Annotated in this window: 21 protein-coding genes and 1 rRNA gene; 10 read left to right on the plus strand and 12 right to left on the minus strand. The window is 40.4% G+C overall.

Annotation, left to right across the window (positions count from 1 at the left end):
- Positions 1-4: 4 nt before the first annotated feature.
- Entirely contained in the window at positions 5-1561 is a 1557-nt protein-coding gene (locus ESV85_RS16020) for a bifunctional response regulator/alkaline phosphatase family protein (protein WP_146919354.1), read from the minus strand.
- A 59-nt stretch (positions 1562-1620) separates the two neighbouring features.
- Here ESV85_RS16020 and ESV85_RS16025 point away from each other — a divergent pair, with 59 nt between their 5' ends.
- From ESV85_RS16025 to ESV85_RS16050, 6 genes are read left to right on the plus strand one after another with little or no spacing between them, the layout of a single operon-like run.
- On the plus strand, positions 1621-2853 hold the full coding sequence (locus tag ESV85_RS16025) for an HD domain-containing protein (RefSeq protein ID WP_146919356.1): 1233 nt from the start codon (positions 1621-1623) through the stop codon (positions 2851-2853).
- 17 nt (positions 2854-2870) lie between these two features.
- A complete protein-coding gene (gene lpxD / locus ESV85_RS16030) occupies positions 2871-3893 on the plus strand; it encodes a UDP-3-O-(3-hydroxymyristoyl)glucosamine N-acyltransferase (protein ID WP_146919358.1) in 1023 nt (340 codons plus the stop codon).
- A 39-nt stretch (positions 3894-3932) separates the two neighbouring features.
- Positions 3933-5327, plus strand: a complete 1395-nt coding sequence (locus tag ESV85_RS16035; protein ID WP_146919360.1) for a bifunctional UDP-3-O-[3-hydroxymyristoyl] N-acetylglucosamine deacetylase/3-hydroxyacyl-ACP dehydratase — start codon at positions 3933-3935, stop codon at positions 5325-5327.
- Positions 5324-6103 (plus strand): acyl-ACP--UDP-N-acetylglucosamine O-acyltransferase, encoded by a 780-nt coding sequence (lpxA, locus tag ESV85_RS16040; protein ID WP_146919362.1) that lies wholly within the window; start codon positions 5324-5326, stop codon positions 6101-6103. The genes ESV85_RS16035 and lpxA overlap by 4 nt, the downstream gene beginning before the upstream one ends.
- 2 nt (positions 6104-6105) lie before the next feature.
- Positions 6106-6726 carry an ATP-binding cassette domain-containing protein gene (locus ESV85_RS16045; RefSeq protein WP_146919364.1) on the plus strand — a complete coding sequence of 207 codons (621 nt, stop codon included), beginning with the start codon at positions 6106-6108 and terminating at the stop codon, positions 6724-6726.
- A gap of 59 nt (positions 6727-6785) precedes the next feature.
- Positions 6786-7262, plus strand: coding sequence for a hypothetical protein (locus ESV85_RS16050; RefSeq protein ID WP_146919366.1), 477 nt, complete (start codon positions 6786-6788; stop codon positions 7260-7262).
- A 55-nt stretch (positions 7263-7317) separates the two neighbouring features.
- Here the strand turns inward: ESV85_RS16050 and ESV85_RS16055 are convergent, their stop codons facing one another.
- Together ESV85_RS16055 and ESV85_RS16060 are read right to left on the minus strand one after the other, a co-directional pair.
- Complete coding sequence (locus tag ESV85_RS16055) at positions 7318-9705, minus strand: endonuclease MutS2 (protein WP_146919368.1); 2388 nt, start codon at positions 9703-9705, stop codon at positions 7318-7320.
- Positions 9705-10055, minus strand: a complete 351-nt coding sequence (locus ESV85_RS16060) for a DUF4296 domain-containing protein (RefSeq protein WP_146919369.1) — start codon at positions 10053-10055, stop codon at positions 9705-9707. Before ESV85_RS16060 ends, ESV85_RS16055 begins: the two co-directional genes overlap by 1 nt.
- Before the next feature lie 106 nt (positions 10056-10161).
- On the opposite strand from ESV85_RS16060, the gene ESV85_RS16065 reads away from it, so the two are divergent.
- From ESV85_RS16065 to hemN, 4 genes are all read left to right on the plus strand, one after another.
- The gene (locus ESV85_RS16065; RefSeq protein WP_092899874.1) at positions 10162-11040 is read left to right on the plus strand and encodes a DUF58 domain-containing protein; all 879 of its coding nucleotides are present in this window, start codon (positions 10162-10164) and stop codon (positions 11038-11040) included.
- Positions 11033-11929 carry a hypothetical protein gene (locus ESV85_RS16070; protein WP_146919371.1) on the plus strand — a complete coding sequence of 299 codons (897 nt, stop codon included), beginning with the start codon at positions 11033-11035 and terminating at the stop codon, positions 11927-11929. The genes ESV85_RS16065 and ESV85_RS16070 overlap by 8 nt, the downstream gene beginning before the upstream one ends.
- Positions 11910-12953, plus strand: a complete 1044-nt coding sequence (locus ESV85_RS16075; RefSeq protein ID WP_146919373.1) for a vWA domain-containing protein — start codon at positions 11910-11912, stop codon at positions 12951-12953. The genes ESV85_RS16070 and ESV85_RS16075 overlap by 20 nt, the downstream gene beginning before the upstream one ends.
- Positions 12954-13075: 122 nt before the next feature.
- Complete coding sequence (hemN, locus tag ESV85_RS16080) at positions 13076-14434, plus strand: oxygen-independent coproporphyrinogen III oxidase (protein WP_146919375.1); 1359 nt, start codon at positions 13076-13078, stop codon at positions 14432-14434.
- Here hemN and ESV85_RS16085 read toward each other — a convergent pair.
- The 9 genes from ESV85_RS16085 to rrf form a co-directional block, all read right to left on the minus strand.
- Positions 14431-15132, minus strand: a complete 702-nt coding sequence (locus ESV85_RS16085; protein ID WP_146919377.1) for a sulfite exporter TauE/SafE family protein — start codon at positions 15130-15132, stop codon at positions 14431-14433. The genes hemN and ESV85_RS16085 overlap by 4 nt on opposite strands.
- Positions 15133-15558 (minus strand): FixH family protein, encoded by a 426-nt coding sequence (locus tag ESV85_RS16090; RefSeq protein ID WP_146919379.1) that lies wholly within the window; start codon positions 15556-15558, stop codon positions 15133-15135.
- 25 nt (positions 15559-15583) lie between these two features.
- Entirely contained in the window at positions 15584-16996 is a 1413-nt protein-coding gene (gene ccoG / locus ESV85_RS16095) for a cytochrome c oxidase accessory protein CcoG (RefSeq protein ID WP_146919381.1), read from the minus strand.
- 55 nt (positions 16997-17051) lie between these two features.
- The gene (locus tag ESV85_RS16100) at positions 17052-17987 is read right to left on the minus strand and encodes a cbb3-type cytochrome c oxidase N-terminal domain-containing protein (RefSeq protein ID WP_146919383.1); all 936 of its coding nucleotides are present in this window, start codon (positions 17985-17987) and stop codon (positions 17052-17054) included.
- Positions 17984-18169 (minus strand): cbb3-type cytochrome c oxidase subunit 3, encoded by a 186-nt coding sequence (locus ESV85_RS16105; RefSeq protein ID WP_146919385.1) that lies wholly within the window; start codon positions 18167-18169, stop codon positions 17984-17986. The genes ESV85_RS16100 and ESV85_RS16105 overlap by 4 nt, the downstream gene beginning before the upstream one ends.
- Positions 18170-18180: 11 nt before the next feature.
- Positions 18181-20310 carry a cytochrome-c oxidase, cbb3-type subunit I gene (gene ccoN / locus ESV85_RS16110; RefSeq protein WP_146919387.1) on the minus strand — a complete coding sequence of 710 codons (2130 nt, stop codon included), beginning with the start codon at positions 20308-20310 and terminating at the stop codon, positions 18181-18183.
- A complete protein-coding gene (gene ccoS, locus ESV85_RS16115; RefSeq protein ID WP_146919389.1) occupies positions 20303-20494 on the minus strand; it encodes a cbb3-type cytochrome oxidase assembly protein CcoS in 192 nt (63 codons plus the stop codon). The genes ccoN and ccoS overlap by 8 nt, the downstream gene beginning before the upstream one ends.
- Before the next feature lies 1 nt (position 20495).
- Complete coding sequence (locus tag ESV85_RS16120; protein ID WP_146919391.1) at positions 20496-22925, minus strand: heavy metal translocating P-type ATPase; 2430 nt, start codon at positions 22923-22925, stop codon at positions 20496-20498.
- 607 nt (positions 22926-23532) lie between these two features.
- A 5S ribosomal RNA gene (gene rrf, locus ESV85_RS16125) occupies positions 23533-23644 on the minus strand.
- Positions 23645-23651: the final 7 nt, after the last annotated feature.

Raw genomic sequence — 23651 nt, forward strand, 5'->3', positions numbered from 1 at the left:
TCAATTATTTTGGTGACAAATGAACGATCGGAATGATCATTTCCTCCAAAGATACACCTCCGTGCTGAAAAGTGTCCTTGTAGAAGTTCACATAATAATTGTAATTATTCGGGTATGCAAAGAAATAATCCTCAACGGCAAATACATATGTTGAGGAAACATTTAATCTCGGCAACTTCGCGTCTTCGGGTTTTTTGATTTCAAAGACTTTGCCTGCCTCGAAATTCAAGTTCTTTCCTTGCTTGTAGCGAAGATTTGTAGTCACATTTTTATCTCCGATGATTCGGTACGGCTTGTTTACTCTCTTGGTCCCATGATCGGTAGTGATGATCACTTCTGCTCCAGCGTCATGAATCTTTTTCAGTAGCTCAAATAACGAGGAATGCTCAAACCAACTTGTAGTCAAAGATCTATAGGCTGATTCATCAGGAGCCAATTCACGGATCATTTTCATATCCGTTCTCGCATGGGAAACCATATCCACAAAATTATAAACCAATACGTTCAAGTCGTTCTGAAGAAATGTATGAAACTGCTCTAGGACAGCTTTTCCTTGATGCGTTTGAATAATTTTATTGTAGCTGGACTTTATAGGAAGTCTGTTTTTCTCTAAGTTGATTTTCAACCACTCTTCCTCAAAATTATTTTTTCCCTCATCAGAATCTTCGTCTTCCCAGAATTCGGGATGGAATCTAGCCATGTCCATCGGCATCATACCGCTAAACAGTGCATTTCTAGCAAAAGCTGTGGTCGTCGGCAAGATGCTGTAATAGGTACCCTTGTCTTTGATATTGAAGTAGGGTGAAATAATTGACTCTATATCTTCCCATTGGTCCAACCTGAAATTATCGATCACAATAAAGAACAATGGCTTCTTCTCTTTGATATGGGGGAAAACTTTTTGCTTCATCACCTGATGAGAAAGCAGAGGCTTAGACTGATTTTTCTCATCCATCCAACTCAAATAATTTTCTTTGATGAATTTGGAGAAATTTGCATTCGCTTCAATTTTCTGTGATTCCAGCACTGGAAGCATGTTTTTGTTTTCAGTATCATCGATCTGCATTTCCCAGTAGGTCAGCTTGCGATAGATTTCTGCCCAATCTTGATGATCCTCAGCATCATCAAAGGCCATACTGATATTCATGAAATCCTGCTGATAACTTTGCGTAGTTCGCTCGTCGATCAATTGCTTATTCTGAAGTAACTTCTTTACCGAAAGCAAGATCTGGCTTGGATTGATAGGCTTGATCAGATAATCGGCAATTTTGCCTCCGATAGCATCATCCATAATGTGTTCCTCTTCACTTTTGGTAATCATCACGACAGGCACCTGAGGCTTCATCTGCTTGATTTGTTGCAGTGTTTCTAGACCAGTCATGCCCGGCATCATTTCATCGAGAAAGATGACATCGAAATTTTTCTGCTCAACTTCCTCTATAGCATCTACACCGGAATTAACCGTAGTAATTTCATATCCCTTTTGTTCGAGAAAAAGAATGTGTGGTTTGAGCAAGTCGATTTCATCGTCTGCCCATAGTATCTTGAATTTTTGAGACATCTCAGGTTCCGTTTCTTTTAAAATTATAATTACTTTTGAGCCAAACAAAAAAGGCGTCCTTGAAAAGCCAGAAGATATTAAACGACCCGGTTTATGGATTTATCACGATCCCTAGCGAGTTGATTTTTACGATTATTGACCATCCTTACTTTCAACGCTTGCGGAGAATAAAACAACTGGGCTTGACTGATTTTGTCTACCCCGGTGCTCTCCATACCCGATTTCATCACGCGATTGGGGCAATGCATTTGATGAGCATTACGCTAGACAATCTACGAATAAAAGGCACTGAAATCACAGATGAAGAATATGAAGCAGCATTAATCGCTATTCTTTTGCATGACATTGGGCATGGGCCTTTTTCACATGCCTTAGAATATAGCCTCCTCAAGGGCGTACCCCATGAAGAGCTTTCTCTTTTGATTATAGAACTCCTTAATCAGGAGTTTGGTGGCAAACTAGACCTTCCTTTAAGAATATTTAAGAATAAGTACGAGCGTAAATTCTTTCATCAACTGGTATCCAGCCAATTAGACATCGATAGACTGGATTACCTACAACGAGATTGTTTTTTCACTGGAGTCTCTGAAGGAACTATAGGAGCTGACCGCATCATCAAAATGATGGATGTGAAAAATGACCAAGTGGTAATAGAGGAAAAAGGAATCTATTCTATAGAAAATTTTCTGAGCGCCCGCCGACTGATGTATTGGCAAGTTTACCTACACAAGACTACGGTAAGCGCAGAAAAAATGCTAGTTAAGCTGATCCAGCGTGCCAAGTTCCTTCGTCAATCTGGAGAACATTTTACAGTGACCGAGGAATTTGATTATTTCTTGAAGAATGACGCTACATTATCTGATTTCCGAACTAATCCAGATCTTTTGCGCTTGTTTCTCGAAATGGATGATTTGGATATCTGGGGAGCTGTTAAGCTTTGGAAAAACCACCCCGATTATGTGCTAAGGAATATTTCGCAGATGTTTTTGACTCGAAATCTATTCAAGATCAATTTGACTAATGAGCCATTTTCAGCTGAAGAAATCGCACATTTAAAAGAAAAGACAATTACCAAGCTTCAGATACCATCAGAAGATCTGGACTATTTCTTTTCTCACGGTGCTGTGAGCAACTATGGTTACCTAGCCAAAGACAGAATTAATATTTTGACAAAAAAAGGAAAGGTAATTGATGTAGCTCAGGCAGCTGACTTACCGAATATAAAAGTCATGAGTAAAATCGTGGAGAAACATTACGTATGTAAGGCTAAAAGCCTAAATTTAAATTATTAACTCCGTTTATATTGTTTATGGAATTTACCCTCGGACAAGTTGCTGCAATCCTACAGGGAAAAGTAGAAGGCGATGAAAACCAAAAAGTATCTCGCTTGGACAAAATCCAAGAAGGTAAGGCTGGAGGAATAAGTTTTTTAGCGAATGAAAAATACACTCCTTTCATCTATGACACAGAGGCTACAGCAGTAATTGTATCCAACAACTTTGTCCCTACCAAAACCCTGAAAACTAATTTGATCAGGGTTGAAGATGCCTACACCGGATTCACCTTGCTTTTGGAAGCATATGCTGTGATGATGAAAAGTAGCATAGTGGGTATCGAAGAACCTTCCTATATGGATCCTAGTTCTCAGATAGGTGAGCAAGCCTACAGAGGAGCATTTTCATATATAGGAAAAAATTGCAAAATCGGAGCATCAGTAAAACTCTACAGTCATGTGCACATCGGTGATCGGGTGCAGATAGGTGACAATACTATTATTCATTCCGGAGCAAAAATCTGCGCTGACACGATTATAGGTAATAATTGTGAAATACATCCTGGGGCGGTAATCGGTTCAGATGGATTTGGTTTTGCTCCTCAGCAAGACGGTACCTACAAAGCAATCCCACAAATAGGAAATGTAATCCTAGAGGACAATGTCAGTGTAGGTGCAAATAGCACCATAGATTGTGCTACCATGGGATCTACCCTGATTAAAAAAGGCGCGAAAATAGACAATATGGTTCAAATCGCCCATAATGTAATCATTGGTGAGAACACAGTCATTGCTTCACAAACTGGGATTTCAGGCTCAACAGAAATAGGGAAAAACTGTGTAATAGCAGGCAAAGCTGGAATTGTAGGTCACATAAAAATTGCAGATAATACTACAATAGGCGCCAATACAGGCGTTAGTAAGTCCATCCCTAACCCGGGCACAACCTTGTTTGGATACATTGGATTTGACATGAAAAATTTTCTCAAGTCCTATTCGCTTTTCAAAAAGCTGGGCACAATAGAAGACCGCATAAGAGAACTAGAAAAAAAGCAGTAAATTTGCAGCCTTTAGCTTGCTGAACGGTTCAAAAATCAGATGAAAGTAAAACAACACACCATTAAAAAACAGGTGGAATTATCCGGAGTGGGTCTCCACACGGGAGTCATTTCTAACATGACATTTCTACCTGCACCCCCAAATCACGGATATAAGTTTCAGCGTATTGACCTGGAAGGCAGGCCAACTGTGGATGCAGATTGCGACCTGGTTGTAGACGTTTCCAGAGGAACTACCTTGGAGCAAAATGGCGCTCGGGTTTACACGGTAGAGCATGTATTGGCAGCTTTAGTTGGATTAGAGATTGACAACGTCCTTATACAGCTGGATGGTCCAGAACCTCCTATTATGGACGGATCTTCCATTCAGTTTATTGAAGTTTTAGAAGAGGCAGGTTTAGAAGAGCAAAATGCACTTCGTCGATTCTACGAAGTACAAGAAAGTATACAGTACAAGGATACCGCGCGCGAAGTAGAAATGGTAGCTCTGCCTACTGATAACTACCGAGTGACTGTGATGGTGGATTACAACTCCCCAGTATTAGGTAGTCAGCATGCTTCTATTACTGACATTGGTCAGTTTAAGTCAGAGATAGCTTCATGTCGTACCTTCTGCTTTTTGCATGAGCTAGAAATGCTTTATAACTCTAACCTAATTAAAGGTGGAGATTTGAACAATGCCATCGTAGTGGTGGATAGAGTTGTAGAGGAGAAAGAATTGGTTAACCTGGCTAAAATGTTTAACAAGCCAAAGGTTGAGGTAAGGAAAGAAGGCATTTTAAACAATGTGGATCTTCGCTACCGCAATGAACCTGCAAGACATAAATTACTAGATGTAGTCGGAGATTTGGCTTTGGTTGGAAGACCACTTAAAGCTCAAATTTTGGCAGCTAGACCTGGGCATGCAGCTAATGTAGCCTTCGCTAAAAAAATAAAACGTGCTATGGAGAAGTCCTCGACTTCGCACATTCCATATTACGACCCAAGACTTCCTCCAGTAATGGATATCAATCAAATCAGCAGTATTTTACCTCATAGATATCCATTTCAGTTACTTGATAAAATCATCTATTTAGATAATACTGTAGTAGCTGGAGTGAAAAATGTAACTATTAATGAACCGTTTTTTATGGGTCATTTCCCCTCTAATCCAGTAATGCCAGGTGTATTACAAGTAGAGGCTATGGCTCAAACAGGCGGTATATTAGTATTGAGTACAGTGGATGATCCAGAAAATTACTGGACTTATTTTCTGGGAATCGAAAACTGTAAGTTTAGAAAAATGGTTCTTCCTGGTGATACTCTAATTTTTAAATGTGAACTTTTGGCCCCGATAAGAAGGGGTATAGCAAAGATGCGTGGTGAAGCTTATGTAGGAAATACGCTAGTATGTGAGGCCGTAATGACAGCAAGCATAACCCGAAAAGAATCATGATCAGTCCTTTAGCTCATATTGACCCAAAAGCAACAATAGGGAAAAATGTTCATATCGATCCATTCACTATGATCGGTGAAAATGTCACTATTGGTGATAATACTTGGATCGGACCTAATGTTACCATTTTTTCTGGTGCATCAATAGGGAAAAACTGCAAGATTTTTCCAGGTGCTGTTATAGCAGGAATTCCTCAGGACCTGAAATTCCAAGGTGAAGACTCTACCGTAATGATCGGTGACAACACTACTATTAGAGAGTGTGTGACGATCAGCAGAGGAACTGTAGAAAAGCAAACTACTGTCATCGGAAGTCACTGCTTGCTAATGGCTTACGTCCATGTAGCTCACGATTGTGTAATAGGAAGTCATGTCATTATTGCTAACTCTGTACAGATAGCAGGTCATGTTTCCATCGACGATTGGGCTATTGTAGGCGGATCAAGTGCAGTGCATCAGTTCGTGAAAATCGGAATGCACGCCATGATATCTGGAGGTTCATTGGTAAGAAAAGACGTCCCTCCATTCACTAAAGCTGCGCGTGAGCCACTTTCATACGCAGGTGTTAATTCACTAGGACTTCGAAGAAGAGGCTTTTCAAGCGAATCTATTTCCCACATTCAAGAAGTATATCGCTATCTTTTCCTTAACAGCATGAACAATAGCCGTGCATTGGAAGAAATCGAAGTAAATCTACCTGCTACCAAAGAAAGAGATGAAATCTTGAATTTCATTCGCTCATCCGAACGTGGTGTGATGAAAGGATACATCAATTAACTATGCTTAAAATCCACTTAGAAGAAGCTTCAAAGCGCTTCCAATACGAATGGATTTTTAAAAATCTAAACCTTGAGCTATCTCAAGGCAATTCCCTAGCTATAACTGGAAGTAATGGATCAGGTAAATCTACTCTTCTGAAATGCCTAAGTGGCTCTACACCTATTTCTTCAGGAAAAATAGACTACATACTTAACGGAAAACCAATCTCAGAAACTGATTGGTTTTCCTATTTGAGTATTTCTGCACCATACATGGAAGTGCCGGAAGAATTCAGTCTGGAAGAACTCCTCAATTTCCATTTCAAATTCAAAAAGCCGTTAAACGGGATTTCCTCTAAAGAAATCATCGAGCAGCTCTACCTTACTCAGCATACTTCCAAAGCCGTAGGGCAATTCTCCTCTGGAATGAAACAGCGACTTAAATTAGGCTTGGCGCTTTTTTCTGATGTCCCTTTAATACTACTTGATGAACCCACTTCCAATCTTGACAAGAAAGGAATAGAATGGTATCAAGAGATGATGAGTGAATATGGTAAGAATAGAATTTTGGTGATTTGCTCCAATGAGCCGAGAGAATACACTTTTTGTGAACAAAAAATCACGCTTGAAGACTTTAAGTAAACACTTGCTTTAAACTTAAATTCCTATCTTTAATTCTACAGGAATTAATTATTAAAACCATGAAATCAAACTTTTTCAGATTATTCATCCTGGCTGTTGCCATGATTGCAATTCAAAGTTGCGGTGGAGATGATCCTACGCCAGATCCGCCTCAGAAAACAGCTGAGGAGATTGCAATTGAAGCCCTAACTGGAACGTGGGGATTGACCGGAGGAGGAACTGTACTTCGTGATGGAACCGCAGTCACAGACTTGTATATTGGATTTGAATTGGAATTAAAATCAGGATCAGCCAAAACTTTCACCTCTAAAAACAACAATGACCTTTTCGACGCATCAGGCACTTGGAGTTTTGCAGGCACCAACTTCGATAAATTCATGCTTTCTGGTATCAAACCGGCAGCTGGAAGAGAAATCTCTTTTACTCGAAATAATGACAATCTGATATTGACATTTACTATACCAGCTCCTAATGCCAGAATAAATGGCGTATCGGCCGTAGCAGGAAGCTATACTTTTAACTTGCGAAAGCAGTAGATTTAAAAACCACTCATACCAAACAAAAGGGAGCATTACTGCTCCCTTTTACTTTTTATTTTAAGGTCACTAAAGTAACCCCTGCTCCTCCCCGATCTGCATGCTCATCCTCCATATGCTGGACTTGGCTCATATCTCTCAGGAAATTTCTTGTCAGATCCCGGAGTATTCCGTTGCCCTTGCCGTGCACTATACGTAGATCTTTCAAACCAAGCATAAACCCTTCATCGACAAATGTCTGGATCAAGTGGAGAATCTCTTCACCTCTTTTACCTCTTATATCGAGGTTGAGAGAATAATCCATCATTTTCTCATTGGTATTGTATCCACTTCGGGACACAGCAGCTTTCTTTTCTTTCTTGACTTCTCTTTGTGATATTTTCTCCAATCTCAAAAGCTTAACCTTCGATTTGAGCTCTCCGATAGAAACCTCCAGCTCATTGCCTTTAATACTCAGCACTTCGGCTACGGCCCCATTGTCTTTCACTCTCACCCAATCTCCTACTGCGATCTTCCCGCCTAAGACCTTAATCTCCGGTGCTTTTACAATGTTCTTCTCAGGCTTTACTTTTTCCTTGAATTCTTCCAGATCTTTACGAACCTGCTTCGTAGCTTCCTTCTCTGCCTTGCCTTCTTTGATCTCACGAATAGTCGCCTCAATCTTCTTATTAGCCTGATCTAACAGTTGCTTTGCCTCTTGCTTGGCTTCTTGGATATAGCGCTTTTTGGTATTCTCCATCGTCTCCTTCAGCTCATTATATTCCTGAAGTCGGGTTTTCAGCAAGTGCTCCTTAGCTTTCACATCTGCCAGCAAAGTAGCATATTGGTTTTTCTCATTCTCCACCTGTGTAAGCAATCTATCATAGCGAACTCGCTCCTCACCGATTTGCTCTTTGGCATATTTCAAAATCTCCTTTGGGATACCGATTTTCGAAGCAATCTCCAGAGCGAATGAAGAACCAGGCTTACCAATTTCAAGCTGATAGAGCGGCTCCAATTTATCCACATCATAGCGCATAGCACCATTCACCATTCCCTGATTCTTATTGGCGATTTGCTTCAAATTACCATAGTGTGTGGTGAGTACGCCGTATGCTCCCAGCTTATTCAGTGCCAAAAGAATTGATTCAGCGATCGCACCACCAAACTGCGGCTCCGTTCCTGTACCAAATTCATCAATGAAGAGAATGGTTTTTTTATTGGAGAAAAGCGAGAAATGCTTCATGCTCATCAAGTGAGAACTGTAAGTACTCAGGTCATTCTCCAGGTTTTGCTCATCTCCTATATCGATAAAGAAATTGTCGAAAAGTGAGCTTTTGGAATCAGGATGAACCGGAATCAATATTCCGCACTGCAGCATATACTGAAGCAAAGCCACTGTTTTTAGCGTTACTGACTTTCCTCCGGCATTTGGCCCTGAGATGACTAGCAATCTCTCATGACCGCTTAGCTTCACGTCAAGGGGGACAATTGTTTTCCCTTGAGTCTTTAGCGCCATCTCCAAAATAGGATGCCTTGCCTTAGTCCAGATAAGTTGCCTTTCCTTGGTAATTTCCGGTCGACAGCTATCTGTCTTTTGAGCAAATTTTGCTTTGGCTCGAATAAAATCCATCAAGCCAAGAAAATTAGTCGCCTTTCTTAAGGCTGGTATAGCCGGTCTGATTTTATCAGTCAGCTGAGTCAGGATTTTGATTATCTCCCGACGCTCCATGTATTCGAGATCTCTGATCTCATTATTGATATCCAAAGCTTCCTCTGGCTCCATGAACACAGTCTGTCCGGTAGCAGATTCATCATGAATAAAGCCTCGAAGTTTCCGCTTGTTTTCAGCAGCTACGGGAATCACTAATCTACCTGATCTCACTGTAATTGCGGAATCCTCTGGCGTTAGCCCTTTTGCTCTGGCTTCTTTGAAGACCCGATCCATTACTTTGCGCAAGCGGCTTTCCTCATAAATAATCTGACTTCGGATCAGCTGCAAATCCTTGCTTGCGTTGCTTCTCATCTTGCCCTTTTCATCGATAATCAACTCGATGGCTTTGAGCAAGCTCATATCGAGATCCATCAGCAAGCCTAACAATTGGCTTAATACAGGATAATCTTCTCCTCTTTTCTGGAAAAAGGAAACACAGCTTCTCAGTGTTTCGAGAGATAACTTAATCTCATAAAAATCCTCAACGTCAAGAAAAGCATTTTCCAACTTGGCTTTCTCTAAATAAGGATTCAGATTGGTAAAATTGGAAGAGGGAAAAAGCTCACCTGAAATCAGGATCTGGCGAAATTCCTCCGTCTGATCAAGCAACCTGGTGACCAGATTATAATCAGAAGAAAACGCCAAGCGGTCAACATACTGCTGCCCAAGAAGAGATGTACACTCCGTCTTGAGTAGTTCTTTAACCTTTAGGAAATTTACTTTTTGTTCGAGATTGCGTGGGTATAGCATTAGAATTGGTCTAAAACTCCTCCGGAAGATTCCCTTACTACTAAGGAATCAACCACACGAGAATAAATCTGCTCCATCTCAGCAGGATCTTGAAGGTAATACAACATGCTTTGTGTGAAAACTGAATCGCTCACTTGATGTTTAAGAAAAACATCTTTTTCGAGTAGACTATATAGCACCTTAGAAGAGTCGTAGGAAACAGGAATTGCTCCCGTAAGCCCCTCAGTAATATGAATATCTATCAGCACCTCTACCATCTTATCCTCAGACAATAAACCCGCTGGCTTATTGCCAGATCCACAACTTCCTAGGGAAAGGAGACAAAAACTTAGTATCAAAAATCTTTTCACAGGGCAAAATTAGGTTTTTTTAACGGAAAATCTCCCCACCCTTCATGTAACTGAAATTTTATAATTCAGCTTAGAAGCATAACTTAGGCCGTTCAAATCACCAGTCATGAACGAATTATTCAGCAAGCTCAGAAAATACGAAGTCATGATCCGCAAGGTGGCTAATAATCACCTGCAGGGAGAATACCAGTCGCTTTTCAAAGGATCGGGATTGGAGTTTGATGATCTCCGTCCTTACCAGTATGGAGACGACATTCGTACGATTGAGTGGAAAGTATCTGCTAAGGGACACGGAACTTTTGTAAAAACGTTTCGCGAAGACAAAGAACAATCAGTTTTCTTTCTTTTAGACATCAGCGGTAGCCAGGATATTGGGCAGCCGGGAAACAAAAAGATCGATCAAGGAAAGATCATCGCAGGTGTATTGACTTTGGCAGCAGTATTTGAAGGAAGTCAAGTAGGTCTGATCAGTTATTCGGATCAAAAGGAAAAACTGATCCTACCATCGAAAGGCAGCAAACAAGGCGTGAAAATGATTCGTGGAATATTCAACCATGAGAACAATTCTTTGAAAACAGATCTGAACTCTATGTTCATGTTTGCATTGAATTTGATAAAGAAAAGAGCCGTGATCGTGATCATTTCTGATTTCATTGACGAAGGATACGAGAGGCCTTTCAGAGCGCTTGCCGAGCGTCATGATGTCGTGGCTATACAGCTTACAGATCCTCGTGAGTCGGCTTTGCCTTCATTGGGGATTATTCCTGTTTTTGATAAAGAAAAAGGAAAAACTACCTGGGTGAATACTGCCTTTGGAAGCTTTTCTAAAAAAATTGCAGATACCTTTACTTCCGAGCGAGAGCATTTAAAAACTATTTGCAAAAAGAACCAAATAAACTACCTAGCTATCGATACCACTCAGGACATAGTAGGTCCACTTCTAGAGCTATTTAAGTACCGAAACAAAAGCATGAAACGTGGGTAAAGCGCTCAAAATCTTTTTATTTCTTCTGATTCCAGTCCTGAGCAATGCTCAGCAGATCACTGTGAATGGCTATTTCATGCAGGATTCAGCCAAGCTAGGTGAGCGTGTGGGTTATGTATTAAAAGCTTCCTACCCGGAATCGGTTCAGATTATATTTCCAGATTCTACGTTCGATTTTTCGCCGTTGGTTTTACTGGAAAAGAAAACATATATATCTCATACTCAGGACAGCATCACTCAGGATAGTACGGTATATTATTTGTCTAATTTCTCTCTAGACCCAAGTTCTTACTTGACTTTACCAGTATATGAACTGGCACGATATGACAGCATAGTTTACTATCCTATGGAAGCTGAACTCAAATTGAAACTTACGTTAGATAGTATTCCTGAGCAGTTAGTATTTCAGGAAAACAACATCTATCAGCCGCTTGAAAAGTCTTTCAATTGGATCATCATAGGAATTATTATCGGTGTAGTTCTACTTCTCATAGGAGTACTTTACTTCCTTTTTGCAGATAAAATCCAAGAATACTGGAAAGAAAGAAGAGAGAAAAGACGCTGGACTCAATTTGAGAAAAGATGGAAAACTCAGACTGCTCTGCTATCAGAAAATCCGTCTATTGAAGCAGCCGATGAAGTCATTGGACTTTGGAAAGGCTATATGGAAAGCATCACTAAGCTTCCGGTAAGAGAATGGACATCTAGCGAAATCGGAGAAAGAATGGATAATCTAGAGATCTTCAAGGCTCTCCGAGCAATCGATTTGATTATTTACGCAGGTGAGTCTTCGAAAAGTGAGGAAGCTACTACCTATTTATTAGAAGTGGCAAGAGAAAATTATCAGGAAAAACAAACCAAAATCACCCATGAGAGAGCAGCTGTCTGAATTCTTTAGCTGGTCTTGGTTTCAGCCTGAGACCTTTAAAAGCTACGAATGGCAATATCCGATTTTGCTGAATCTTATCTGGATTATCCCAGTGGTCATGCTTTTCCGGACATTCGTCAAATTCTTGAAAAACCCGGTTCTGGAGCTTTCCCTGCCTAAACGCGTAGCAAATAACAATCCTTGGACATATTTACGTCTCATACCTGCGGGCTTCTTTTACCTATTTCTGATCATGTTAGTCGTGGCTTTAGCTCGCCCTCAGCGAAGTAATGAACGAGTGGAGCAATTTACAGAAGGTATAGACATCATGTTGGTGTTAGACATTTCGGAATCCATGGACTTACAGGATTTCACTCCCAATCGCCTAGAAGCTGCCAAAGCTACCGCTATTGAGTTCATCAATGGCAGAGTTGGAGATCGAATAGGAATGGTGGTTTTTGCGGGTGAGGCTTATTCCCTAGCTCCTTTGACCAATGATTATGAATTACTCACTGACCTTGTCAATGAGATTTCTTTTAGTATGATGGAAGCAAAAGGAACAGCTATAGGTTCTGCATTGGCATCAGGTACAAATCGAATGAAAGAATCGGAATCTGCATCGAAAGTCATGATTTTATTGAGTGATGGTGAGAGCAATGCCGGTAATGTTGACCCACTTTTTGCTGCCAACCTCGCATCTGCCTTGGATATTAAGATTTATACCATTGCGATGGGCAAGGATGGACTGGTACCCTATGGAACGGACTTCTTTGGACGACCTCAGATGGTAGAAAGTTACTTGGATGAATCCACTTTACGAGAGATAGCTAAAATTGGAAATGGAGAGTTTTTCAGAGCTTCTGACGCTGGAACTTTATTGTCGATTTTCGATAGAATTGACACCCTGGAAAAAACCGAAGTGATCGAAAACCGCTACAAGGAAACAGCCGATTATTATAGAACTTACCTATTCTGGGGTTTGATGTTCTTCTTTGTTTGGCTAGGTCTTAAAAGCAGTTTCTTGAACAATTTCTTGCTGGACTAATCACAAGTAAGCAGAACTTCAGATTTGAAATTGCCAGAAGATGATATTAGTCACATTTGCGGCTTTCACTCATCATCTGAAGAAATGTGAAAACAAGTTTAGTTTGCATAAAGCAATTTCTTATGCAACTACCAGCCGAACTAGTTAATAAATACAATAAACAAGCCCCCCGATACACATCCTATCCTACAGTACCTTTGTGGGAAAATAACCTGGATACTTCAGAATGGAATGAACTTGTAAAAAAAGCATTTCAGGATTTTGGGCAAAAAGAAGGTATATCCATTTATATTCATTTGCCCTTTTGTGAAAGCTTGTGTACCTACTGCGGATGCAACAAGCGGATCACGAAAAACAATGGCGTCAAAGACCCATATATTCAAGCCCTTTTAGCTGAATGGAATAACTATAAGTCGGTCTTTACCGGAAAGCCAAAAATTGCCGGGATACACCTCGGTGGGGGAACCCCAACATTCTTTGAACCATCCTATCTGCACCACCTGATCTCATCCATACTTGATGGTGCAGAAGTCACAGCTAACGCTGAATTTAGCTTTGAAGGCCATCCAAACAACACAACCTTTGAACACCTCAAAACTCTCAATGACCTAGGCTTCGATCGTGTCAGTTACGGCATTCAGGATTTTGATGTACAAGTGCAAACAGCGATTCATAGAATCCAGCCATTTAAAAAAGTAAAATATGCAACTGATTCCGCACGAATCTTAGGCTACACTTCCATCAATTATGATTTAATCTATGGTCTACCACATCAAACAATGGAAACCATGGGAGACACTTTCAGTAAGGTTTATGAATTGAGACCGGATCGCATTGCGTTTTATAGTTACGCGCATTTACCTAGTGCATTTCCTGCTCAGAAAAGCTTTGAAAAATCCCTTCCAAGTGAAACAGAGAAGAGTGAATTATATGAATTTGGAAGGTCACTTTTGGTGAAAATGGGATATGTGGAAATTGGGATGGATCATTTCGCTCTACCCAATGATCCTCTTACTCTGGCCAAAAACAACGGCAGCTTGCACAGAAATTTCATGGGCTATACCACTTTGCCATCTAAAATCCTCATTGGCTTAGGAGCCAGCAGCATTAGCGATGTGTACTACGCTTATGCCCAAAATGAAAAGAACATTGGTAAATATGAGTCCTTGGTAACACAAGATACTTTTGCAATCCAAAAAGGACACATTCAAACTAAGTTGGATATAATTGTTGGAAAGGTGATCCAAAATTTGATTTGCAGAAAACAGGCTAGAATCCCCCAAGAAGTTTCAGAGAGACTTTCTGATGATCAGTTAACGACCCTCAAAGACATGGAAAAGGATGGGCTTCTATCTATTAATAGAGTTGAAATCTACGTGTCTGAATTAGGTATGAAAGTTATCAGAAATATCTGCTCCCAATTTGATCTTAGGCTAGCAGAAAATCAAAGCAAAAAAGCCCTATTCAGCAAAACGATTTAACGACACATGGTAATCTCAAACTGTGCACTTCCATAATCAAACACTTGAAGATCTGGGCTGAAGAACATGCCTAAGCCAAGCCCCCGGAAAATAAAAAGTATTCCTATTAGTGCCCCTAGGTAAGGTATTGCTTTCTGAAATTTTTGTCTGGCTTGAATAGAAATCAAACTACCTGAATACATCAATAATAGCAGCATGGGAATTGTTCCTATCCCAAAAAAGAACATATAAGTAGCTCCTAATAGTGGGCTTTGAAATGCTAAAGCAGCTACGAGAGCCATATAAACCATTCCGCAGGGCAGAAGTCCATTAGCCAACCCAGTTGCAAAAAAAGCAAAGGAGCCACCAGCTTTGAGAAAACGATTCAATTGCCGTTTGATCCAAATTACAATTCCTGACAGAGCTGGGATCGTTAAAAACCGATCAGCATTTTTATAACTAAGTGCCAAAATTACTATAAGGACACCCATGGTAATTGAAAATCCTTGCTGCACTCCCGCCAGTGATAAAGTAAAACCTAAACTTCCTACGATCAAGCCGAGCATGGCATAAGTGATGCTTCGGCCAATATTGTAAAGGATTTTATGATAAAAATAGGAGGAATTGTTTTTACCTCCCACAGCCAGTGCAATCGGTCCACACATTCCAATACAATGAAATGAGCCAAGAAAACCTAACAAAAAGGCTGTCCAGAGCATTTAGATAGTTATTTTTTTCTCCTCATAATAATCCACTCCATCCACATTCCAGCTGAGTTTCACTCTCCAATAGCCCGATTTCAGCTGAGTGAGTGAGACCGATGTTTTGCCGATTTCTGTGACGCTCACTGCTAGTTCCTGATCCAGTGATGAATCAGATGGCCTAAACAAGTGCAACATAGCTTCGCTGCCGATTGGCAGGTCTAATAGCACTGATTTATTCTGAGCATCATAGGATATTATCTCCTTGTTCAGACTTGATGCCTCATTAGTTTGGTCAATTCTGTCCTGATACTTTATTTCTTCCTCGTAGTAGTTTTCAGTGACCAACTCTATACCGTCCATTCTCACCGATATCACCACCAAAGTCATGATCAGTGCTACAAAACCTATAATTGTCAGCAATATTCCTTTTCCCCAATCCATCTTTCCCTTCTTTAATAAATTAGATTTATTTTATTGGCGCAGTGAAATTCGTTTCAATTTGATCAATTTCCTCCCCATTATGAAATAGAGCCAAATCCACTTTCTCCTGATTTATTTTCACTTCATTTTGATCCCTTACCAAGAAGAACCTGCCTTCATACTTTGACTGCGGCTCCAGTATCAGATGTTGAGCACCTATGATTTCTACCTCCATCCCTTCAGCAAGTGACTTCAATTCTACTTCCTGCGATTCAAAAGTTTTATTGATCAAAGTGATTTGATACAGATTAGTAACCATTCCATCTTCCCGCTCTTGATACGTCATCCCAGGATATCTGGTCACAGTAGCAGAAATATCATCTCTCGTGGCTATCAGTGATACAAAGACCACAGTCAACAATACCAGTACTGCGATATAACTCTTTACTTTATTCGTAATCAGCTTTTGAAAACCTTGCTGAATGCTATTTTCGGAGGCGTATCGGATTAAGCCAGTTGGGCGGTCTACTTTCAACATTACCTCATCACAGGCATCAATGCAAGCCGTACAGTTTACACATTCCATCTGAATGCCATTTCTGATATCTATTCCAGTAGGACAAACCTGCACGCAAAGTGTACAATCCACGCAATCCCCTTTGTTTTCATTCTCCTCCTGATTTTTACGAATAGGTGATCTAGGTTCGCCTCGAACGTAATCATACATCACGTTGATTGAATTATTATCCAACAATACACCCTGCAATCTTCCATATGGACAAACCACCAAACAGGCTTGCTCCCTGAACCAGGTGAACACAAACATGAATATTGCAGAAAAGGCGATCAACCCCATAAAACCCGCCATGTTGGCTGAAGGCGGCTGAGTGACAATCGCATACACTTCCTTCACTCCTATCAGATAGGCCATCACCAAATGTCCTATCATCAATGAAATAATTGCGAAAACCGTAATCTTACTTGTCTTCTTTATTACCTTTTCGGTATTCCAGGCTTGATCGTTTAGCGCTCTTTGCTGATTTGCATCACCTTCTATTGCGTATTCTATTTTCCTAAAGACCATCTCCATAAATAGCGTCTGAGGACATGCCCAACCGCACCAGACTCGTCCAAACGCCACCGTGAAAAGGATAATAAAAACGAAAAAAATCAGCAGAAGGAAAATGAGCAAATAGGTGTCCTGAGGCCAGAAAACAGCTCCAAAAATGATGAACTTTCGCTCAAAAATATTGAATAATAACCATGGCCTTCCATCCACTTGGATGAAAGGCCCAGCGAATAAAATTGCGAGAAGGAACCAGGAGAAATACGTTCTATACTTGTAAAATAAACCTTTTATCTTCTTTGGGTAAACCCAGTTTCTTTTCCCATCATCCTGGACAGTCGCCAACGAATCGCGGAAAGTATCTGGATTCAAATGTGGATTCTTCTTTGCCATAATAGATACAAGGCTTTAATTCTACCGGGAACATTTGTCCCCGGTAGTTAAACGTTTATTCGGCAGGCGTCACCACAGCAGTAGTATCAGCCGCAGTAATTGATTCGGCAGGTGCTTCATTCTCATTAGTAGAGCCACCTGAATACAACTCACCCTGCGGATCCTTAGGAGCCGCTGGGGTAGTCCCTTGCAGGCTGAGAATATAACTCGATACCTCTTGGATTTCTTTAGGATTCAATTGATCCTCCCAGAAAGCCATACCTTTTTCTATCACTCCGTATTTTACTACTGCAAATACATCTTTGATGTCACCTCCATGAAGCCAATACTTATCTGTAAGATTCGGGCCTACTCCGCCGCCGCCGTCAATAGCGTGACAGGCCGCACAGTTTGCTTCGAAGATAGTTTTACCAGCTCCAAGTGCAGGGCCAGAATCATCTAAGGTCACATTAGTCTCATCTATACTAGCATCAGCGGTAAGACTTCGAGATTCAGCAGCGATAGCTTCTATTCTTAATTCTTCTTCATACTCTTCCACTCCAGTCATTCCAAAACCAAACACCGTATAGTTTGCATAATATCCTATGGCAAAAACAACAGTACCAATGAAGACATATTGCAACCAAGGCGGCATAAAATTGTCCAGTTCCTGAATCCCGTCATAAGAATGATCTGCCATCAATTTCTCCTTGGCTTGCTCTTCTTCTATATCTCCAGTGACAAATTTCTCTTTGAATGAATCCCACCATGATGTCTCTTCTGCCAACTGAGGATTTTCCTTACGGAAAACAGCTGAAATGAATGACATCAGGTAAATCATCAATATCAATAGTAGAATAATCACTCCTATAATCACGCCTATAATGATCAACAGTGCCATTTGATTAGAATCCATTGATAACATTCCCGTAGAGGAAGCTTCAGTTTGTGCCCATACCGAAGGGGAGACCATCAGCCCAATGAGGCTAAAAAGGGTTAAGTGTTTTTTCATGGCTGTTTGTCGGTTAATTCGTTGTCATCATCCATCGGTAAGGAACTCATGTGATCTATGTATTCCTTTGGAATTCTAATCGCCCAAATAGCGATACCTATGAAAAACAGGACAAATATGACTAGAGAAATAATCGGAAATATTTCTATGTCTTCGATCGATCTTAATACTTCTTTGTACATGATATATCTGATTATTTACTAGTTGATTCTCCTTTAATATCTGTCCCCAAACGCTGTAGATAGGCAATCAAGGCTACTATCTCCGTATTTGGCATCACAGCTACTCCTGCATCTTTTAGAGTGGCAGCAATCTTTGCAGCTTGTGCTTCTAAGTCTGCGGATGCCTGCTGATCATATCCCTCTGGATAAGGAACTCCTAGCTTCTGCATTGTTCTGATTTTTGCTGGTAAATCAGAATAATCAAGTTCCGTAGTTTTCAACCAAGGGTATGGTGGCATCAATGAACCTGGAGACATACTTCTCGGATCTTCCATATGGAAATAATGCCAGCTGTCTGGATATTTACCTCCTATGCGATGCAAATCTGGACCAGTCCGCTTGGATCCCCATAAGAACGGATGGTCATAGACAAACTCTCCTGCTTTGGAATATTCACCATAGCGCTCCGTCTCAAATCTAAATGGACGAACCATCTGAGAGTGACAACCTACGCAACCATTTTCTATGTAAATATCTCTTCCCTCTAGTTCCAATGCAGTATAAGGCTTCACTGAGCTAATAGTAGGAATATTGGACTTCACCAGAATAGTAGGAACAATCTCTACTATACCACCAATGGAGATCGCTATGGTAGCTAAAACCGCAAAGAATACAGGCTTTCTCTCCCAGGCTCTATGCCAAAATTCACCTTTAGGATTATAGTTCCTAGCAAGTGCTGGAGCCTGATCTTCTTCCTCTTCCGCGAACTGTCCTTGCTGAGCAGTCTTAATCATATTGTACCCCATAAGGATAGCTCCACTCACATACATTAATCCGCCAAACGCTCTCAACATATACATTGGTACCAATTCCACCACAGTTTGAAGGAAGTTGCCATAAGCCAATTTGCCCATCTCATCAAATTCTCTCAACATCAAGAATTGAGTCAACGCGGCTACATACATAGGAAGTGCGTAGAATATGATCCCCATCACACCTAGCCAAAAGTGAATATTGGCAAGCTTAGTCGAATATATCTTAGTTCTAAACAATCTAGGCCACATCCAGTAAAGCATACCGAAGGTCAAGAAACCATTCCAACCAAGTCCACCTATGTGCACGTGTGCAATAATCCAATCCGTATAATGCGCAATGGCACTTACACTTTTAAAGGAAAGCATAGGTCCCTCGAAAGTGGCCATACCATAAGCTGTGATCGCCACAACCATGAATTTCAGTACTGGATCTGTAGCCACTTTATCCCATGCGCCACGCAAAGTCAGCAGGCCATTCACCATACCACCCCAAGAAGGAGCTAAGAGCATCACTGAGAAAACTGTCCCAAGCACTTGGGCCCATTCAGGCAAAGCAGTATACAATAAGTGATGCGGTCCAGCCCACATGTAGAGAAAAATCAAGGACCAAAAGTGTACAATGGAAAGCTTATAGGAGTAAACCGGTCTATTAGCTGCTTTCGGAAGGAAATAATACATCAATCCTAGGAAAGGAGTAGTCAGGAAAAATGCAACTGCATTATGTCCATACCACCACTGAACCAACGCATCCTGAACCCCTGCGTACGCAGAGTAACTTTTCATAAAACTAACAGGTAGCTCTAGGGAATTGAAGATGTGTAAAACTGCAACAGTAAGAAATGAAGCTAAATAAAACCATATCGCTACATACATATGTCGCTCTCTTCGCTTCAGAATAGTAGCAATCATATTCACCCCAAATGCCACCCAAACCACGGCAATGGCAATATCGATTGGCCACTCTAATTCAGCGTATTCTTTGGAGGAAGTAAATCCCAAAGGAAGCGTAATTACCGCGGCTACAATTATCAGTTGCCAGCCCCAAAAGTGAAACCAACTGAGACTTTTGTTCCACATGGCAGCCTTGAGAAGTCGAGGCATGGAGTAATAAACCCCTGCAAAAATTGCATTACCAACAAATGCAAAAATCACAGCATTGGTGTGAAGCGGGCGAATACGCCCAAAAGTGGTGTAGGGATTTCCTAAGTTGGCTGCAGGTAAGAATAACTGTGTGGCTATTAATACGCCGACTAGCATCCCTATTACTCCCCAGATAATAGTAGCGGCTCCAAAATACTTGACAATTTTATTGTCATAGTAGAACCTCTCCAGAGTAGTGTCATTCATAGGATTTTTGTTTTGTTGATGGATTCTTTTTGGTTGATTTTTTTGGAGGATTCTCAAAGAGAATTCTCACTGAAGGAGTATAATCATCGTCAAACTGCCCACTCTTCATCGCTTTGAAAAACAAAAAAAGAAAAGTACCCGCCAGTATGAGACTAATCGCAATTAATAGAAAGATGACTTCCATATTAGCTAGGTTTTGGGTTAAACAGACCTCTTCTCCAAGCCACTGCATTAGTAGCTAGCGAAGTAAAAACAACTACCGAAATACTGCTTAATGGCATTAAAATAGCACATATCACAGGACTCAATAGACCTTGAACAGCCAGTGAAAGTCCGACTGCGTTATAAAGAAAACTTAGAATAAAGCTAGCCTTAATGATCAATCTACTTGATTTGGCAAAGCCCAAAAATGCTGGAATCATTCCAAAAACGTCGGAATCCAAAATAGCGTCACTGGCTGGTGAAAAATGTCTCACCCGATCTGAGACAGCCACACCAACTTCACTTTCTTGCAAAGCCCCTGCGTCATTCAATCCATCTCCGATCATCAATGTATGCCGAGAAATGTTAAGATTCTTGATATAGGAAAGTTTATCTGAGGGACCTCGTTTAAAATTAAAACTTATGCCCTCCCCCAATTTCTCTTCGAGCGAGGATTGCTCATGTGAATAATCTCCAGAAAGTACATGTAACTGATAGTCCGACTTGAGACTTTTCACCACATGCTCAGCTGAGCTTCTCAATCCTGATTCTATATGAAAATATCCAATCTCTAACTCCTCAATAGTTAAGTACACTAGGTTGCCTCCTTCACTTTCTACAGTAGATCTATACCCAGTGAATTCTGAAGATCCCACTCGAATTACCTGTCCTTTGAAAATTGCCTCTATACCTCCGCCCTTAATTTCTTCTACATGTTCAAGCACTATTCTATCTTGCAAGCCCAACCAATAATTGATACGATTACTTAAAGGATGTGTGGAGCGTTCCACCATTGACTTCAAAATCGCAAGAGTTTCCGTAGAAAGAGACTCTCCATAATAGGTGATTTTAGCATTTGCAGGATCAGTCAATGTTCCTGTTTTATCAAATACTACGGTATCTATCAATGCCATTCGCTCTATGACACTGGCATTTTTCAAATAGAATTTACATTTCCCAAAGATCCTCAGTGTATTCCCTAAGGTAAAAGGAGTAGACATCGCCAGTGCACACGGGCATGCAACTATAAGAACCGAAGCAAATGTTTTAACAGCTACCGAAAAATCAAAAAATGACCAATACGCGAATGAAGCAAAAGCAATCACCAAAACTACCCAGGTAAAGACTCCGCTTATTTTAGATGCCAAGGGCTCTAGCAAACGATCTTTGTTCTTAGCAAAAGATTCATGATTCCAAAGATCTGTCAAATAACCTTGAGAGGGTGATTTCTGAATAGTGAGCAAAATAGGTTCACCTTTTTGGCGACCTCCAGCATAAATCAATTCACCCTTTTGCTTGATTACAGGGATTTCTTCTCCGGTAATAAAGCTATAATCTACATTTGCCTGAGGACTGAGCAAAAGCGCATCCGCAGGGATTAATTCCTCATCCCGAACCAAAATCACGTCGCCTACCTGCAACTTAGAAAGGGGTATAACCTCTTCACGATTATGAGACATTATCGTCACAGCTATAGGGAAATAAGATTTGTAGTCCCGATCAAATTCCAGTGTTGCAAATGTTTTCTGTTGATAAAACTTTCCAAGCAAAAGAAAGAACAACAGTCCGCCCAAGCTATCCATGAAACCAGCTTGATCATTAGCAAAAATCTCCCATAGAGAGTAAAAGAATAAAGATATTATCCCCAATACAATTGGGACATCCATATTGATGCGCCTTTGTTTGATAGCATTCCATGCGGATAGATAATAATCACTCGCAGCATAGGAGACCACAGGGATGGCAAGAACTACGTTCAAGTAACTAAACAGGCCTCTGAATCCTTGATCGATAAACTTTGCCTCGGAGAAATATTCAGGAACGCTAAAAAGCATCATATTACCAAAGCAAAAACCTGCTACAGCGAGCCTTTTAATAGTTCTTTTATCATAAGCAGTAGATGCTTTTTGCTCCAAATTAGATAGACTAATCTTCGGCTCGTATCCTATAGTAGAAAGAAGGTGGACCAATTCTTTCAAATTGATTTTATCATTCAGGAATTTGATCTGCACTTTCTTTTTAACAAAATCTACTCTACTTGAAAGAATGCCAGAATGTACGTGATACAGATTCTCCAAAAGCCAGATACATGATGCACAGTGAATAATAGGAATGAAAAAAGTAACATGACTTTCATGTTCATTCTGGAAATCCAAAAGATTCAATTGAGTTTCTAAATCATTTAGATAATCAAATCTATTGGCAGAACCTACTTTAGCCTTTTGGCTATCACCAGGGTATGCCCCTAATTCATAATAACTGCAAAGATCATTTTCGGAAAGAACTTCATAAACCAACTTACATCCCTGGCAGCAAAAATTCCTATCATCTACAAGAAACTGCACGCCATCACAGTTTTCACCGCAGTGAAAACATGTTACAATTTGTTGCTCAGGTAGCTTTGAATTCTTCATTTCTAACCTTACTAAATCAATCTTCTAATTACCATATAAATTATGGGTAAAATTCCATGTATTGGAAAAGAACTAGAATAATTAAAATATGAAAAGCAAATTAAATAAAGCTTTGTAGTTGTAAAATACTAGCTCCGCCCTTCCATTTGATAGGGCAAAACTACATGAGGAAAGCGTGTATTTACTTGAGGTAAGTCTTATCAAAAACTGACAAAAATCATGTTTAAATGTAATGTGCTAAAGGAGTGCTAAATCCGAGACTATGATGATTCAAATAAAGATTAATGGTAATAAACTAAAAAAGAGGTGAACAGGCATCTAAGACAAAAACATTCATAACAATCTATACAATCATGAAAAATAGAAAAACAAAATGATGTTCAAAGGCAGAAGAATACTAAGGACACTTTGGTTATGAAAGTCCCACTTTAGATTTGGAGATATCAAAAGAGAATATTAAGCAAAATATCCGGTATTTGAGTTGGCTCGTAAATTAAAGCTTCTGCTATTTATTCCTATGGTGGACTACTCAGCTGGATGTAATAGTATGAAAACAATAAGGGGTTAAACGCAAAAAAGCCAGCTATTAAAGCTGGCTTTTGAATAAATGAGGCGGCGACCTACTCTCCCGGGTGTAACCCCAGTACCATCGGCGCTGCAGGGCTTAACTTCTCTGTTCGGGATGGGAAGAGGTGGGACCCCTGCGCTAGGCCGCCTAAATTGGAA

Source organism: Algoriphagus aquimarinus (genome assembly GCF_007997215.1).
In the GTDB taxonomy this organism is placed as follows: domain Bacteria; phylum Bacteroidota; class Bacteroidia; order Cytophagales; family Cyclobacteriaceae; genus Algoriphagus; species Algoriphagus aquimarinus_A.